This is a genomic window from Haloferax sp. Atlit-109R (assembly GCF_003665865.1).
GTDB classification, from domain to species: Archaea; Halobacteriota; Halobacteria; order Halobacteriales; family Haloferacaceae; genus Haloferax; species Haloferax volcanii.
Genome location: NZ_QPLO01000001.1, coordinates 800,336 through 813,368, shown reverse-complemented (window position 1 = coordinate 813,368; position 13,033 = coordinate 800,336). Strand labels below are relative to the sequence as shown.

Below are 13,033 nucleotides of genomic sequence, written 5' to 3'. Positions count from 1 at the left end.
CGGGGATTCGATGTCCCGCGCTTTGACTCTAACGGAAAATAAGGTAGGTCCGCCTCAGTCGTCCGCGGCGGGCGCGCTCCGGACGTACTCGTCGAGGAAGTCTGCTATCTGAGAGTACGCCTCGATGCGGTTCTCCAGTTTGGTAAAGCCGTGACCCTCGTCGTCGAAGATGAGTTCGCGGACGTGGGCGTGTTCCCTCGCCTCCTCGACGAGTTGGTGGGCCTCGCTGACCGGCACCCGCGGGTCGTTTTCGCCGTGGAGGACGAAAAGCGGCGCGCGAATCGTCTCGACGTTGTTGATGGGCGAGATGGATTCGAGGAACTCGCGGTCGTCTTCGAGCGAGCCGTACTCGGCCTCGCGGAGTTCGCGCCGCCAGTCGCCCGTGTTTTCGAGGAACGTCACGAAGTTCGCGATGCCGACGATGTCGACGCCGGCGGCCCAGAGGTCGGGGTACTCGGTCATCGCCGCGAGCACCATGAACCCGCCGTACGAGCCGCCCATGGCGACGATTTTGTCCGGGTCGACCGCCGGGTGGTCGTGGAGCCACTCGACGGCGGCCTCGATGTCGGCGACGGAGTCCATCCGCTTTTCCACGTCGTCGAGGTGGCCGTAGGCCTTCCCGTAGCCCGCCGACCCGCGGACGTTCGGCTCGAAGTAGGCGTACCCCCGCGAGAGGAAGTACTGCTTGACCGCCGAGAACGACGGCCGGCGCTGGGACTCCGGCCCGCCGTGGATGTCCACGATGACGGGCGTCTCCCCTTCCGGCGACTCCTCGGGGAGCGTGAAGAACGCCGGGATGTCGCGGCCGTCGAACGTCGGATACCGGACGAGTTCGGGCGGGACGAACGTATCGCGGGGGATGCCCGCCGTCGCCGCGAGCGTCCACCTTTCGGCGTCGCCCGTGGCCAACTCGACCACGTAGACGTTGGCGGTGTCGGCGCTGGCGGTGACGGTGACCGCGGCGCGCTCGCCGTCCGGGGAGAACGAGACGCCGCCGGCGACGCCGTTCGGCAGGTCGGGTTGGGGGAGCGCGTCGATGCGGTCGGGCGCGGTGAGTTCACCGAAGGTGAGTTCGGTGTAGCCCTCGACGTTCCGCGAGTAGACGAGTCGGCGCGAGTCGCGGTCGATGCTGAGACCGTCCAGTTCGTGGTCACCGCCGGTCTCGACGGTGGTGAACTCCCCGGAGGCGAGTTCGTAGCGGACGAGTTCGAGCGTGTCGCTCCCGCGGTCGGTCACCATGTAGACGTTCTCGCCGTCGGGACCCCACTCGGGGCTCTGGAAGCGGACCGTCCCCTGATGCGGCGTGAGGTGGGTCAACTCGCCCGTGGCGAGGTCGAGCACCGACACGTCCTGGTCGAAGTTCGAGTACGCTTCTTGGACGATGAGCTTCGAGTCGTCGGGCGAGAAGCCGCCGACGGTGAGCCAGCCGTCGCCCTCGTGGACGAGTTCGGCGTCGGTGCCGGTCCCGTCTCGGGCCTGCACGTACACGTCGAAGACGGCGTTGTCGCGGCGGTTCGAGGTGAACGCGAACCGCTCGCCGTCGTGGCTCCAGCCGCCCCAGCGGTGCTTGGCGTCCGGGTGTTCGGTCAGGTTCTCGATGACGCCGGTGTCGGGTTCGAGCCGGAACAGCTGGGCGCGCTCGTTGCCGCCGTTGTCCATGCCGAAAGCCAGTTCGGGTCGCTCGGGCGACCACGAGGCGAAGGTGACGCGCTCCTCGTAGAAGGTCCGCTGTTCGGGCCACGCGCCGGGCGAATCGACCGTCCAGACCTGCGGGACGCCCGTCGTGTCCATGAGGAACGACAGGCGCTCGCCGTCGGCCGAAAAGGACGCGCCGTAGGCGCTCCTGATGTTCAGGTAGCGCTCGATGTCGTACGTTCGCATACCTCGAATTGCCCCGGCGGCGAGAAATCGGTTTGGGTGTCAGAAGTCAGAGAGTCGGGCGTCCTCGCGGTCGGTCCAGCCGCGCATCTTCGCGTACGCCTCGGGGTTCGTCGGCACGCCCTCGGTGTTGAGCAGGCGCTCGGGGTACAGTTCGAAGGCGATGCCGATGAGTTGGTACTCCAGTTCTTCGAGGTACGGCCGCGTGTCGGGGTACGGCCCCTCCGTGCCGACCGCCCACGGTTCGACCCAGAAGTACACCGGCTCGCGGAGCCGCGGCGGGTCGGTCGAAGCGAACAGCGCGTCCAGCCAGCGGTCGTACTTCCCCGGCCCGTCGTCGCGGAAGGCGGCCGACGAGAGGTCTCCGAAGTGGTAGTAGTTCCCGTAGCCCCAGCGCGCGAGTTTGCCGTCGTTGGTGTCGACGTTCCGCAGATTGCTGTTGAGGTCGGTGCCGGACGCGCCGAACTTCCCGCACTTACCGAGGTATCGGGGGACGACCTCGTCGCCGGCGAGGGTGTACATCATGTAGACGAGCCCCTCGTAGCGGCCCTCGCGGCGGTCGTAGTCGGTGACGACGCGGCCGCCGGCCTCGCGGAGCCGCCGCTCCATGCGTTCGCCGCGGCGGAGCGTCCGCCGACCGGAGCGACCGTACGCGATGGTGTCGACGGTCCCGTCGGCGGTCGTCTCGAACAGTGAAATCGGGTCCGCGGCGTCGACGAAGCGGTCGACGAAGCGGTCCCAGAGCGCGCGTTTCGTCTCGGTCACGCGACGACCGAACTCAGATCATGCCTTCGGCCTTGAGGCCGGCGATGATGTCGTCGACGAGGCTCTCGGCGTCCTCGTACGGGAAATCCTGATGCTTGCCGAGCTTGGCGGCCAGCTCCATCGCCGTGACGGTCACGTCGTCCGTCTTGAACTTCGTGCCCGGACCGTTCGGGAGCGCGGGGACGAGCGACATCTGATTTTCCACGGGGAAATCCGCGTTTTCGAACGCGTCCATGAACTGCTCGCGGAGCTGAGATTCGGTATCGGACATACGGTGTACCTTCGGAGAGAACTGGAAAAGCGTTCCGGAAAAACAATGACTATATTTAGAGTTCTTCCGAGACGGCGCGGCGGACCATCGAGTGCCGGCACGGTCGCCCGGGACTGATGGACTTATCTACACCGGCAATTCATGCACTCGCATGGAGTTCGACTTCGACCGCCTGAAGCAGCTTACCGAGACCAGCGGCGTCCCCGGCTATGAAGACCGCATCCGCGCGCTCGTCCGCGAGGACCTCGAAGCGACGACCGATTCCGTCCGGGTCGACGGGATGGGCAACGTCGTCGGCACCATCGAAGGCGAGAGCGACTACGAGGTCGCCGTCGCGGCCCACATGGACGAAATCGGCTTCATGGTCCGCCACGTCAACGACGAGGGCTTCCTGCAACTCGACGCCCTCGGCGGCTGGGACCCTCGCGTCCTGAAGGCCCAGCGCGTGACCGTCCACGCGGAAGACGAAGACCTCACGGGCGTCATCGGCTCGGTTCCCCCGCACACGCTGACGGAAGAACAGAAGCAGAAGGAGCCGAAGGTCGAGGACGTGTACGTCGACCTCGGCCTGCCCGCCGAGACCGTCGAGGAGACCGTCTCCGTCGGCGACCTCGTGACGATGGAACAGACGACCGTCCGCATGGGGAACCACGTGACGGGGAAGGCCATCGACGACCGCGTCTGCCTGTTCGCCATGCTGGAGGCCGCCAAACGCATCGAGAACCCCGAGGTGACGATTCACTTCGCCGCGACGGTCCAAGAGGAAGTCGGCCTCCGCGGCGCGCAGGCGCTCGGCGTCGACCTCGACCCCGACCTCGCGCTCGGCCTCGACACCACCGTCGCCAACGACGTGCCCGGCTTCGACCCCGCCGACCACGTCACGAAACTCGGTGCGGGCGCGGGCATCAAGCTCAAGGATTCGAGCGCCATCGCCAACCCGAAGGTCCACCGCCGCCTCCGCGCCGTGGCCGAGGACGACGACATCCCCTACCAGATGGAACTGCTCCCCGCGGGCGGCACCGACACCGGCGGCTTCCAGAACAGCTACGGCGCGAAGCCCGTCGGCGCGATTTCGATGCCGACGCGCTACCTCCACACCGTCACCGAGAGCGTCCACGAGGACGACGTGGTCGCCTACATCGACCTCCTGACGGCCTTCCTGGAGAGCGAGACGGGCGAGTTCGACTACACGCTGTAAGCGACCCTCGGAAGACGAGCCCGGAAGCGACCCTCGTCGGCGCGGCCGACATCGCGGGGTCACCCCCCTATATCGAGGCGCGACACCCCCGACCGGCGGACGAGAACCAAAGTATTCACTACAAGCCCACACCAAGCGGCGGACATGACCGACGGCAACGTGGATATGTCTCGGCGGGCGTTCCTCGGGGCGGCCGCTGGCGGCGCGGCGGTCGCCGCCACTTCCGGCACGGCCGCGGCGCAGACGGAAGAACCGGACTTCGGCGGCCACCTCGACGGCATCGACGGAGGGTACGAAGACCTCCGCGGCCAAAGCGAGGTCACCATCGAAGTGGGCGCAGAAGGTAACGGCGGCGCACTCGCGTTCTCCCCCGCGGGCGTCTGGATAGACACCGGCACGACCGTGACGTGGGAGTGGACCGGCGAGGGCGGCGGCCACAACGTCGTCGCGAGCGAGGGCGCGTCGCTCGACTCCGGCGCGGCCGTCTCCGAGGCCGGAAGCACCTACGAGTACACCTTCGAAGAGGGCGACGCGGGCATCACGAAGTACCACTGCGTGCCCCACGAGGCGCTCGGGATGCTCGGCGCGGTCGCCGTCGGCGGCGACGTGCCGACCGTCAGCACCGGCGGTGGCGGCGGCCCGAGCCGCCCGCAGGTCCCCGACAGCGCGAAGTCCCTCGGCGTTGCGACGACGTTCGCGATGATCGCGACGCTCGGCCTCGCGTACTTCTTCATGAAGTACGGCGGCGACTACGACGTCCAGGACTGACGCGGTCGTCACTCCTCTCGATTTTTGCCAGTCGCGAGCGGCCGCGCTCGCCCGACTTCGGTCGCCGTCACGACGGCCGCCACCGCGACAGCCGCCACGGCGGTCGACTCAGAAGAAGCCGTAGTCGTCGCGCTCGGTCTCGTAGACCGATTCGTACTGCTCGATGACCCGTCGGAAGTCGTAGCGCGCGAAGTCGTCGTCGACCGTCTCGTGGTCGTACCGGCGGGCGGCGACGATTTCGTCCGCCAGCTCTTGGGGACTCGTGACGAGCGACCCGCGCTCGCGCCCCTCGACGAGTTCGTGGGCCGACGACCGCGCCTGATACTCGACGATGGACACACAGCCGCAGGCGAGCGCCCACAGCAGGTTCGTCGCGAAGGGCTCGACCGTCGCGGTCTGCGCGAAGACGTGCGCGCCCTTCATGATTGGCACCGCCTCGTTCGCGGAGAGTTCGCCGAGGAACTCCACGCGGTCGTCGATGCGGAGGTCGCGGGCGGTCTGTTCGGCCGTCGAGCGCTCGGGGCCGTCGCCGATGACGACCGCGGACCAGTCCTTGTCGCGGAGTTCCGCGAGCGCGAGGAGGAAGCTCTCGACGTTCGCGTGCTCGTCGAGGTCGCGGGCGTACACCACGTCCGCGCGCTCATCGGCGTCTGCGCTCCGGACGAGGTCCATGTTGATGGGCTCGGGGACGAGATGGGTCGAATCGACCGCAGCGCCGAGTTCGCGAACCTGCGTGCGGACCATCTCCGAGGGGACCAAGACGGCGTTCGGGGACTTCGCCGCCCGCCGGTAGGCCCGCGAGCCGCCGCGGTCGTCGCGGGTCCACCAGTCGGCGACGACCGGCGTCCGGAGGAACCGCGCCGCGGTCCTGACCGCCGTGACGTGCGACGGCGGGTAGCTCGCGACCTGAATCACGTCGGGTGAGACCTCGCGGAGGGCGAAGGGGACGCGGGAGGCGAAGCCGCCGACGGCGGGCGTGTCAGTCACGCGGTGATAGGTCACCCCGTCCTGTTTGAACTCGGCAACCTCGCCGTCCCACCACTTCGCACAGAGCACCGTCACCTCGTGGTCGCGCTCGGCGAGGAGTTCGGCCGTTCGTCGGAGCCGTCTGGTCGCTCCCGTCTCCTCGTGGTGCGTCGTGTACATCGAGACGAGCGCGACTCGCATATTCGCCGCCACTACGTCGCGCAATAAAAATCCACAGTTTTCGAGGACGCGACGCGACCGGGAACCGGAGCGCCGCGGGGGAACGGTTCGCCGGGGCGACGCGCCTCAGACCCCGACGACGGGCGCGAGGAGCGCGCCCGCGGACTCGACGGCGGTGACCGTGTACTCCCAACTGTACACGTGGTTGAGAAGCAGGTACGTCACGACGCCGAGGGCGAGCGAGACGAGCCACGCGCCGGCCGCGATACGGCCGACCTTCCGGTGGGGCGTCTCGGTCCGGAGTTCGCGCTCGGAGTGGGTTATCCCGAGGATGAGCGCGTAGAGGACGACCGGCACCGAGACGATAGAGAGGATGATGTGAATCGCCAGCATCGCAAGATACGGGTAGTACGCGAACGCGGGGCCGACGAACTCCTTGGTGCCGCCGCCGCCGATTTTCGCGAGATACATCACGAGGAAGACGAGGATGAGGCCGAACGACGTGACCATCGCGGCCGCGTGCTTCCGGACCTCGTCGCGACGAATCCAGCGCCAGCCCGCCGCGATGACGAGGACGTTCACCGTGTTCACGACGGCGATGGCGTCCGAGAGGAGATTCACCTGTGGGAGCGACAGGTCGGGAAAGACCCTCCCGGGGACGACGCCGAGGAACGTCCCGATGACGAGGGCGTACCCGACCACCGAGAGGACGGCGGTCGCGGCCGCGGGGTGTTCCTTCAGGGGGTTGTCTGCGCTCGCAGTTGCCATGGCCGGGGATTGGGAAGACGACGTATTCCGTCTTCGGGTTCCGGACGGCGTTTGAGAGCGGTACCACCAAGAGTCGACTCACTCCAGCGGCTGTGCGAAGTCGACTTGCTTCGGTCGGAACCCCGCGTCACGGTAGAATCGGCGTGCATCCTCGTTTTGCCATTCACAGGAGACCGTGAGGTGGTCGCACCCTCGGTCGCGGGCGATGTCTTTCACTCGTGCAAGGATGTCCGTGCCGTAACCCTGGTTCCGGGACGCGTCATCGACAGCGAGGTTCACGATTCGAAGGGACTGTGCGTACTGCCGGGACGGGTGGTGGTCCTCGTGGAGCGTGACGAAGCCGATTGTCTCGCCCTCGTGGACGACGAGATAGTCGGTGACCGCCTCGTCATCGAGATGGGCGCGGAAGCCACCGACGGCGGTTTCGGTGACATCCGCGGCGAGAGCGTTCAGTTCGTCGTGTGCTTCCATCGCTTTCGCGAGTGAATACCAACGCTCGACGAGCGCGTCGAGGTCCGCTGCGGTGGCTTCGACGAGTTCCATACTGTGCGCCCGGGGCGCTCGCCCTTCAGAGTTCACCCGGTCCCGAGACCACCACGTCGCGACACGAACTTTTTGCGCCGAGCGGTCGCTCCGCGACCCGAGGCTAAAAAGGTGGGCTTAGATGACGCCCGTGATGGTCGCGGCCTCGATGGCCGCCTCCTCGCTGACGCCGTTGCCGAGAATCGTGTAGCGGTCGCGAATCTCGTGGGCGGTCGTGAGCGCCTCGATAATCGTCTCGTCGTCGATGCCGAGTTCGTCCGCGGTCGTCGGCGCGCCCATCGTCGACAGGGCGTCGCGGATGTCGGTCCACTCGCCGCGCGCGCCGCTGTGGAAGTACTCGGTCATGATGGAGCCGACGCCGACCTGGTGGCCGTGGAGGGCGCTTCCGGGCGCGATGCGGTCGAGTTGGTGCGAAAAGAGGTGTTCCGCGCCCGACGCGGGCCGCGAGGAGCCGGCGATGGACATGGCGACGCCCGAGGAGACGAGCGCCTTCGTCACGATCCACGCGGACTCTTCGAGCCCCGGTTTGATGGAGTCGGCGCTGCCGACGAGCATCTCGGCGGTCATCTGCGAGAGCGCGCCCGCGTACTCGGAGTACTCGACGTTCTTCAGGCGGTGGGCGAGTTCCCAGTCTTTGACCGCGGTGTAGTTCGAGATGATGTCGGCGCAGCCGGCGGTCGTGAGCTCCCACGGGGCCTCTGCGAGCAGTTCCGTGTCGGCGACGACCGCGAGCGGCGGGTCGGCGGCGACCGAGTGGCGGGTGTCGCCCTCTGGAATCGACGACCGACCCGAGACGATGCCGTCGTGGCTCGCCGCCGTCGGGACCGAGATGAAACCGCAGTCGAGGCGGTCGGAGGCCATCTTCGCCACGTCGATTGGCTTGCCGCCGCCGAGGGCGATGAGGTAGCCCGCGTCGGCCTCGCGGGCCGCGTCGACGACGCGCTCGACCGACTCGAAGCTCGCGCGGTCGAGCGAGATAGACGTGATGCCGTCGAACTGGTCGCGGACCCGGTCGCCGGCGATGCGGTCGGGCGACGGGCTCGTGACGAGAAACGGGTCGCCGGAGAGGTACAGCTCGTCGACCGCGGCCGAGAGGTCGTCGAGCACGCCGTGGCCCTGAAGCACGTTCCGGGGCAGCTTAATCCACGTCGATTTATCGAACATACGCGGGAATCGACCACCACGGTTCATAGTGTTTCTCGTCTCGCCGGCCGGAACGCCGTCGGTTCCGTCATCTCGACCGCGGGACAGTCGTCCGGTTTCGGGTGACCGTTGGGACAATATCTCAACGTAGCATACCGTAGTTTGATTTAATATATTTCGACTCGCAGAAAAGGTGCCCACAGACGAGTGGGTAGATAACTCATGGCACGTAGACGGCAGTTTCTCGCGACGACAGCAGCAGCGCTCTCCGGACTCACGGCCCTCGGAAGCGGCCCCGCGGCCGCCGCGTCGGTCCCCTACGTCTCGACGCGCGACCACTTCGACGACGACGGCTCGCTCGCGTCCGGTCACACCGCCCGCGGCTACGACACCTCCGGCGACGTGCCCGGCGTCGACGCCGGGTGCGCCGCAGACCTGACCGTGTTCGTCCACGGCTGGGACAAAGACGGCGACGACCCCGAAGCGGCCGCCCTCGACAAGATAGCGACGGCCGACGCCGAACTCGACGCCGCCGGCTACGGCGGCACGGTCGTCGGCTACACGTGGGACAACGACAAGGGCGGTGGCCTGGATTACGGCTGGGGCGAATCGCAGGACATCGCCCAAGCGAACGGCCGCAAGCTCGCACAGTTCGCCGTCGACCTCAAGACGACCTGTCCGGACGCGACCCTCCGGTTCGCCAGCCATTCGCTCGGCGCACAGGTGGTCTTCAGCGCCCTCCGCACCCTCGACGGCCGAAGCGACTGGACCGACCCGAGCCACGAAGTGGCGACCGTCCACCCGTTCGGGGCCGCGACCGACAACGAGGTCCCCGGCGAGGAAGAGGGACGGGCTACCTACGAGGCCATCCGCGACCGGACCGGTCACGTTCACAACTACTACAACCAGGCCGACGACGTGCTCCAGTGGGTGTACAACGCCATCGAGTTCGACCAGGCCCTCGGCGAGACGGGTCTCGAAGACGGCGACACGCCGCCCGCGAACTACACCGACCACGACGTGGAGGAACAGGTCGGCGACGACCACAGCAACTACCTGAACACGATTGCCGACGACATCGTCGACGATATGTAGCGACCCGAGGCCCCATTTTTCCGCGCGTCAGAGCACGAGCGACCGCACCGCGTCCCAGATGAAGACGACGCCGAAGCCGCCGAGGACGACGGCGCTGACGGCGGCGACGGCCGGCGCGAAGGAGTCGACGCGCTGTTCGGCCGCGACGAGCGCCGCGGGGAAGCCGGTCACCCAGACCGCGATGCCGCCGAAGAAGCCGAGGATGAGCGCCGGGCTTCCCGTCTCCACGATGAGGAGGTTCGCCAGCGACGCCCCGAGATACGGCGTGTGGGCGAGCACGTCGACGGTGCCGGTCTCCAAGAGACCGACGCCGATGGTGAGCCAGAACAGAATCTGGTAGGGGTTCGTCAGCGCGAGCACGAACGCCTTCGTGAAGCCCGCGCTGTCCTCGTCGGGGTCGGCGGCCTCGCGGAACGTGGTGTCCATCTCCTGTACCGCGCCGTAGGCGAAGTAGAGCATGAGGACGCCGCCGACACCGACCATGACGGCCTGCGCCGTCGGGAACTGCTCGACGAACGCGACGAGGCCGAGCGCCGCGAGAACGAAAAACAGCGCGTCGGCGCTCATCGCGCCGAGGCCGGCGCGAGCGCCCGCGGTCCACCCGCGGACGACGCTCTCCTCGGCGATGACGGCGTTCATCGGGCCGGGCGGCGCGGCGAGCGCCAGCCCGAACACCAGCCCGGCACCCAGAGACGGGAGAAGGGTAGACATGGCTCTCCTTTGGGCGCGATACCGTGAAAAATGGCGCGGAAGCGACGGTGCGGAGGTCGTGGCCGGCGAGGGGCGCGCGCGGCCGGTCAGAACAGCGCGAGGACGGCGTCGCTGGCGGTGCCGACGAGCGTCTCCCAGACGGAGAATCCGGTGGCAAGGGAGAGGAGAGTGTCGGCGGCGAAGAAGGCGAACAGGCCGGCCGCGCCGAGGTACGCCTTGCGCGTGTCGAACCGGTGGGAAAACCGGTGGAAGAAGTACGCGTTGGCGATGCTCACCGGGATGATAGCGAGCATCTCGCCCGCCCAGATGGCCGAGGTCGCGCCGTACTGCACGGCCAGCCCGATGGTGACGAGCTGGGTCTTGTCACCGAACTCGCCGGCGGCCATCATGGCGAAGATGGGGAGGAAACCGCCGAATCCCTGCGTCGACAGCTCGCGGCCGAACACGGTCGGCGCGTCGTCGAGGCCGGAGACCCCGCCGTCGGTGGTCGCGGCCTCGCTCTCCGCGGACGCGTCGGGCGCGGAGCGGTAGAGCAACACCGCGAACGTGGCGAACAGGACGGCGGTGATGGCGTCGAGCGCGGCCGGCGGGAGCGCGTTCTTGAGCGCCTGTCCGAGCAGGATTTCGAGCGCCGTCCAGATGGCGAACGCCGAGCCCGCGGCCGCGACGACGACCTTCGGGTCGAAGCGGGTCGACAGCCCCGCGATGATGAACTGGACCTTCTCGCCCGGCAGCACCGCAAGCTGGGTGACGAGCGCGACGACGAGAATCTCCCACCAGCCGGTCACGCGGGCGACACCTCCTCGTTACTCGGCTCGTCGGGCGGTCGGACGCGAATCGTTCGGGCCACCGACTCCGGGAGGCTCTGCTCGCGGCCGCCGTCGCCGACGAGGACCGTCACCATCCCGAAGGGGGCGATATCGGTCACTTCGATGGTCGTGCCGGGCGTGACGCCCGCCTCGGAGAGATACTCCAGCTCCGCGGGGTCGCGGTCGCTGACGCGGGCGACGACGAGGCGGTCGCCCACCTCGCAGTCGGAGAGCGCCGACAGCCCCGAGGAGTCCGGGGGCGTGAGGTCGGCGCTCGGGATGGGGTCGCCGTGGGGGTCGACCTCGGGTTCACCGAGGGCGGCCGCGACCCGCTTTTCGAACTCCTCGCTGATGTGGTGTTCGAGCGCGTCGGCCTCGTCGTGGACCTCGCTCCACGAGTAGTCGAGGTGTTCGGTGAGGTACGCCTCCAAGAGGCGGTGGTGTCGGAGCACTTCGAGCGCGACCGTCTCGCCCTCCGCGGTCAGTTCGACGCCCTTGTACTTCTCGCGGTCGACCAGCCCGCGCTCTTCGAGCTTGCCGACCATGCTCGTCACGGTCGGCGGCGTTTTCCCGAGATACTCCGCGATGTCGGAGGTCGAAACCGGCGGTCCCTGCTCCATCTGGAGCGTGTAGATAGCCTTCAGATAGTCCTCCATCACGTCGCTCAACATACCACGGATTAGATGCGTCTAAAGTAAAAGTCTGATGGAGGTAACGAGAGGGTTCGAGCGGGAGACCAGTCGACCGAATCGGGCGCTCAGACGCCCTGTCCCATCAGGTGGCTGCGGAGGATGTCGGCGTTCTTCGTCCCGGATTCGGTGTTGACGACGACGACCGTGTCGTCTTCGTCGAACTCGTCCGCGAGTTCCCACGCGCCGGCGAGCGCGACGCCGCCCGCGGGACCGACTTCGACGCCCGCGGTCTGGGCCGCGGTGACGGCGGATTCGAGCGCGTCGTCGTCGCTGACGGCGACGGCCGCGCCGCCGGACTCGCGGACGGCGCGGAGCGCGAGCGACCCGCCCGTGGGGTCGGGAATCTCCAGTTCACCGACGATGGTGTCCGGCTGGTTCCACGCCTCGTGAGTGTCGCTGTCGGCCTCCCACGCGGTGGCGACGGGCGAGCAACCGACCGACTGCGCCGCGACGAGCTTGGGCATCGACTCGACCAATCCGAGTTCGACGAGGTCGGAAAAGCCCTTGTAGACGCCGTAGGCGAGTTCGCCGGTCGAGACGGGGACGACGACCCAGTCGGGGACCGACCAGTCGAGGCGCTCTGCGACCTCGTAGGCGATGGTCTTCGCGCCGTCGTGGCGGTAGGGGTTGTCGAACTCCTGTAGGGTGTACCAGTCGCTTTTGAGCTGTTCGTGGAGCGCCGAGAGGGCGTCGGGGTAGCGCCCGCCGACGACCTTCATCTGGCCGCCGTGGACGTTCACCATGGCTTTGTTCGGGAACGGCGTCCGCGAGGGGACGAAGCCGTAGGAGCGAGCGTCCACGAGGCCCGCGTAGGAGGCCGCCGACTGCGCGCCGTTGCCGGGCGAGGCGTGCGCGACGACCTCGGCGTCGGCCTCGCGCGCGGCGGTGACGGCGAGCGAGAAGCCGCGGTCGAGGAACGTTCCGGTCGGGTTGCGGCCCTCGTCCTTGATGAGGAGCGAACCGACCTCGGCCTCCTCGGCGAGCGCGTCGGCCGCGACGAGGGGCGTCGCGCCCTCGTTTGCCGTCACCGGCTCCGCGAAGGGGAGCAGTTCGCGGTAGCGCCACATCGTGTCGAAGGGGCGCTCGGCGAGCGTCTCGGCGTCCCACTCGACCGCATCGAGGTCGTAGGCGGGGTCGAGCGGCGCGTCGGCGTCGCTCGGGCCGGTCGCGGCCGCGTCGTACTCGTCGCCGGTCTCCGTGCACACCAGCCCGGAGAAGCTGTCGGACGTCTGCATGGCCGGGGCTT

14 protein-coding genes are annotated in these 13,033 nt (G+C 68.0%); 3 read left to right on the top strand and 11 right to left on the bottom strand.

The window, feature by feature from the left end:
- Window positions 1–54: 54 nt before the first annotated feature.
- Genes DVK03_RS04260 through DVK03_RS04250 form a run of 3 tightly spaced genes read right to left on the bottom strand, consistent with a single transcriptional unit; the run spans window position 55 to window position 2,914 of the window.
- Window positions 55–1,881, bottom strand: a complete 1,827-nt coding sequence (locus DVK03_RS04260) for a S9 family peptidase (protein ID WP_008609148.1) — start codon at window positions 1,879–1,881, stop codon at window positions 55–57.
- A gap of 39 nt (window positions 1,882–1,920) precedes the next feature.
- On the bottom strand, window positions 1,921–2,643 hold the full coding sequence (locus DVK03_RS04255; RefSeq protein WP_115802299.1) for a hypothetical protein: 723 nt from the start codon (window positions 2,641–2,643) through the stop codon (window positions 1,921–1,923).
- Window positions 2,644–2,656: 13 nt separating this feature from the next.
- Complete coding sequence (locus DVK03_RS04250; RefSeq protein ID WP_004044109.1) at window positions 2,657–2,914, bottom strand: MTH865 family protein; 258 nt, start codon at window positions 2,912–2,914, stop codon at window positions 2,657–2,659.
- Between the two features lie 151 nt (window positions 2,915–3,065).
- Between DVK03_RS04250 and DVK03_RS04245 the strand changes: the two genes are divergently transcribed.
- Together DVK03_RS04245 and DVK03_RS04240 are read left to right on the top strand one after the other, a co-directional pair.
- Complete coding sequence (locus DVK03_RS04245) at window positions 3,066–4,112, top strand: M42 family metallopeptidase (RefSeq protein ID WP_004044110.1); 1,047 nt, start codon at window positions 3,066–3,068, stop codon at window positions 4,110–4,112.
- A gap of 144 nt (window positions 4,113–4,256) precedes the next feature.
- Window positions 4,257–4,880, top strand: a complete 624-nt coding sequence (locus DVK03_RS04240) for a halocyanin domain-containing protein (RefSeq protein WP_004044111.1) — start codon at window positions 4,257–4,259, stop codon at window positions 4,878–4,880.
- A gap of 108 nt (window positions 4,881–4,988) precedes the next feature.
- Here the strand turns inward: DVK03_RS04240 and DVK03_RS04235 are convergent, their stop codons facing one another.
- From DVK03_RS04235 to DVK03_RS04220, 4 genes are all read right to left on the bottom strand, one after another.
- Window positions 4,989–6,047, bottom strand: a complete 1,059-nt coding sequence (locus DVK03_RS04235; protein ID WP_004064325.1) for a glycosyltransferase family 4 protein — start codon at window positions 6,045–6,047, stop codon at window positions 4,989–4,991.
- Between the two features lie 105 nt (window positions 6,048–6,152).
- Window positions 6,153–6,794: a DUF420 domain-containing protein gene (locus DVK03_RS04230; protein ID WP_004044113.1), complete on the bottom strand. Its 642-nt coding sequence runs from the start codon at window positions 6,792–6,794 to the stop codon at window positions 6,153–6,155.
- A 78-nt stretch (window positions 6,795–6,872) separates the two neighbouring features.
- Window positions 6,873–7,337 carry a GNAT family N-acetyltransferase gene (locus DVK03_RS04225; protein ID WP_115802298.1) on the bottom strand — a complete coding sequence of 155 codons (465 nt, stop codon included), beginning with the start codon at window positions 7,335–7,337 and terminating at the stop codon, window positions 6,873–6,875.
- A 117-nt stretch (window positions 7,338–7,454) separates the two neighbouring features.
- The gene (locus DVK03_RS04220) at window positions 7,455–8,501 is read right to left on the bottom strand and encodes an NAD(P)-dependent glycerol-1-phosphate dehydrogenase (protein ID WP_004044114.1); all 1,047 of its coding nucleotides are present in this window, start codon (window positions 8,499–8,501) and stop codon (window positions 7,455–7,457) included.
- 201 nt (window positions 8,502–8,702) lie between these two features.
- Here DVK03_RS04220 and DVK03_RS04215 point away from each other — a divergent pair, with 201 nt between their 5' ends.
- Window positions 8,703–9,575 carry an alpha/beta hydrolase gene (locus DVK03_RS04215; RefSeq protein ID WP_008605968.1) on the top strand — a complete coding sequence of 291 codons (873 nt, stop codon included), beginning with the start codon at window positions 8,703–8,705 and terminating at the stop codon, window positions 9,573–9,575.
- A gap of 27 nt (window positions 9,576–9,602) precedes the next feature.
- Here the strand turns inward: DVK03_RS04215 and DVK03_RS04210 are convergent, their stop codons facing one another.
- The 4 genes from DVK03_RS04210 to DVK03_RS04195 form a co-directional block, all read right to left on the bottom strand.
- Window positions 9,603–10,250 carry a LysE family translocator gene (locus DVK03_RS04210; RefSeq protein WP_115802719.1) on the bottom strand — a complete coding sequence of 216 codons (648 nt, stop codon included), beginning with the start codon at window positions 10,248–10,250 and terminating at the stop codon, window positions 9,603–9,605.
- A gap of 122 nt (window positions 10,251–10,372) precedes the next feature.
- Window positions 10,373–11,074 carry a TMEM165/GDT1 family protein gene (locus tag DVK03_RS04205; RefSeq protein ID WP_004064328.1) on the bottom strand — a complete coding sequence of 234 codons (702 nt, stop codon included), beginning with the start codon at window positions 11,072–11,074 and terminating at the stop codon, window positions 10,373–10,375.
- Window positions 11,071–11,766 (bottom strand): metal-dependent transcriptional regulator, encoded by a 696-nt coding sequence (locus DVK03_RS04200; RefSeq protein ID WP_004064329.1) that lies wholly within the window; start codon window positions 11,764–11,766, stop codon window positions 11,071–11,073. Before DVK03_RS04200 ends, DVK03_RS04205 begins: the two co-directional genes overlap by 4 nt.
- A gap of 86 nt (window positions 11,767–11,852) precedes the next feature.
- The gene (locus DVK03_RS04195) at window positions 11,853–13,022 is read right to left on the bottom strand and encodes a threonine synthase (RefSeq protein ID WP_115802297.1); all 1,170 of its coding nucleotides are present in this window, start codon (window positions 13,020–13,022) and stop codon (window positions 11,853–11,855) included.
- Between the last annotated feature and the right edge of the window lie 11 nt (window positions 13,023–13,033).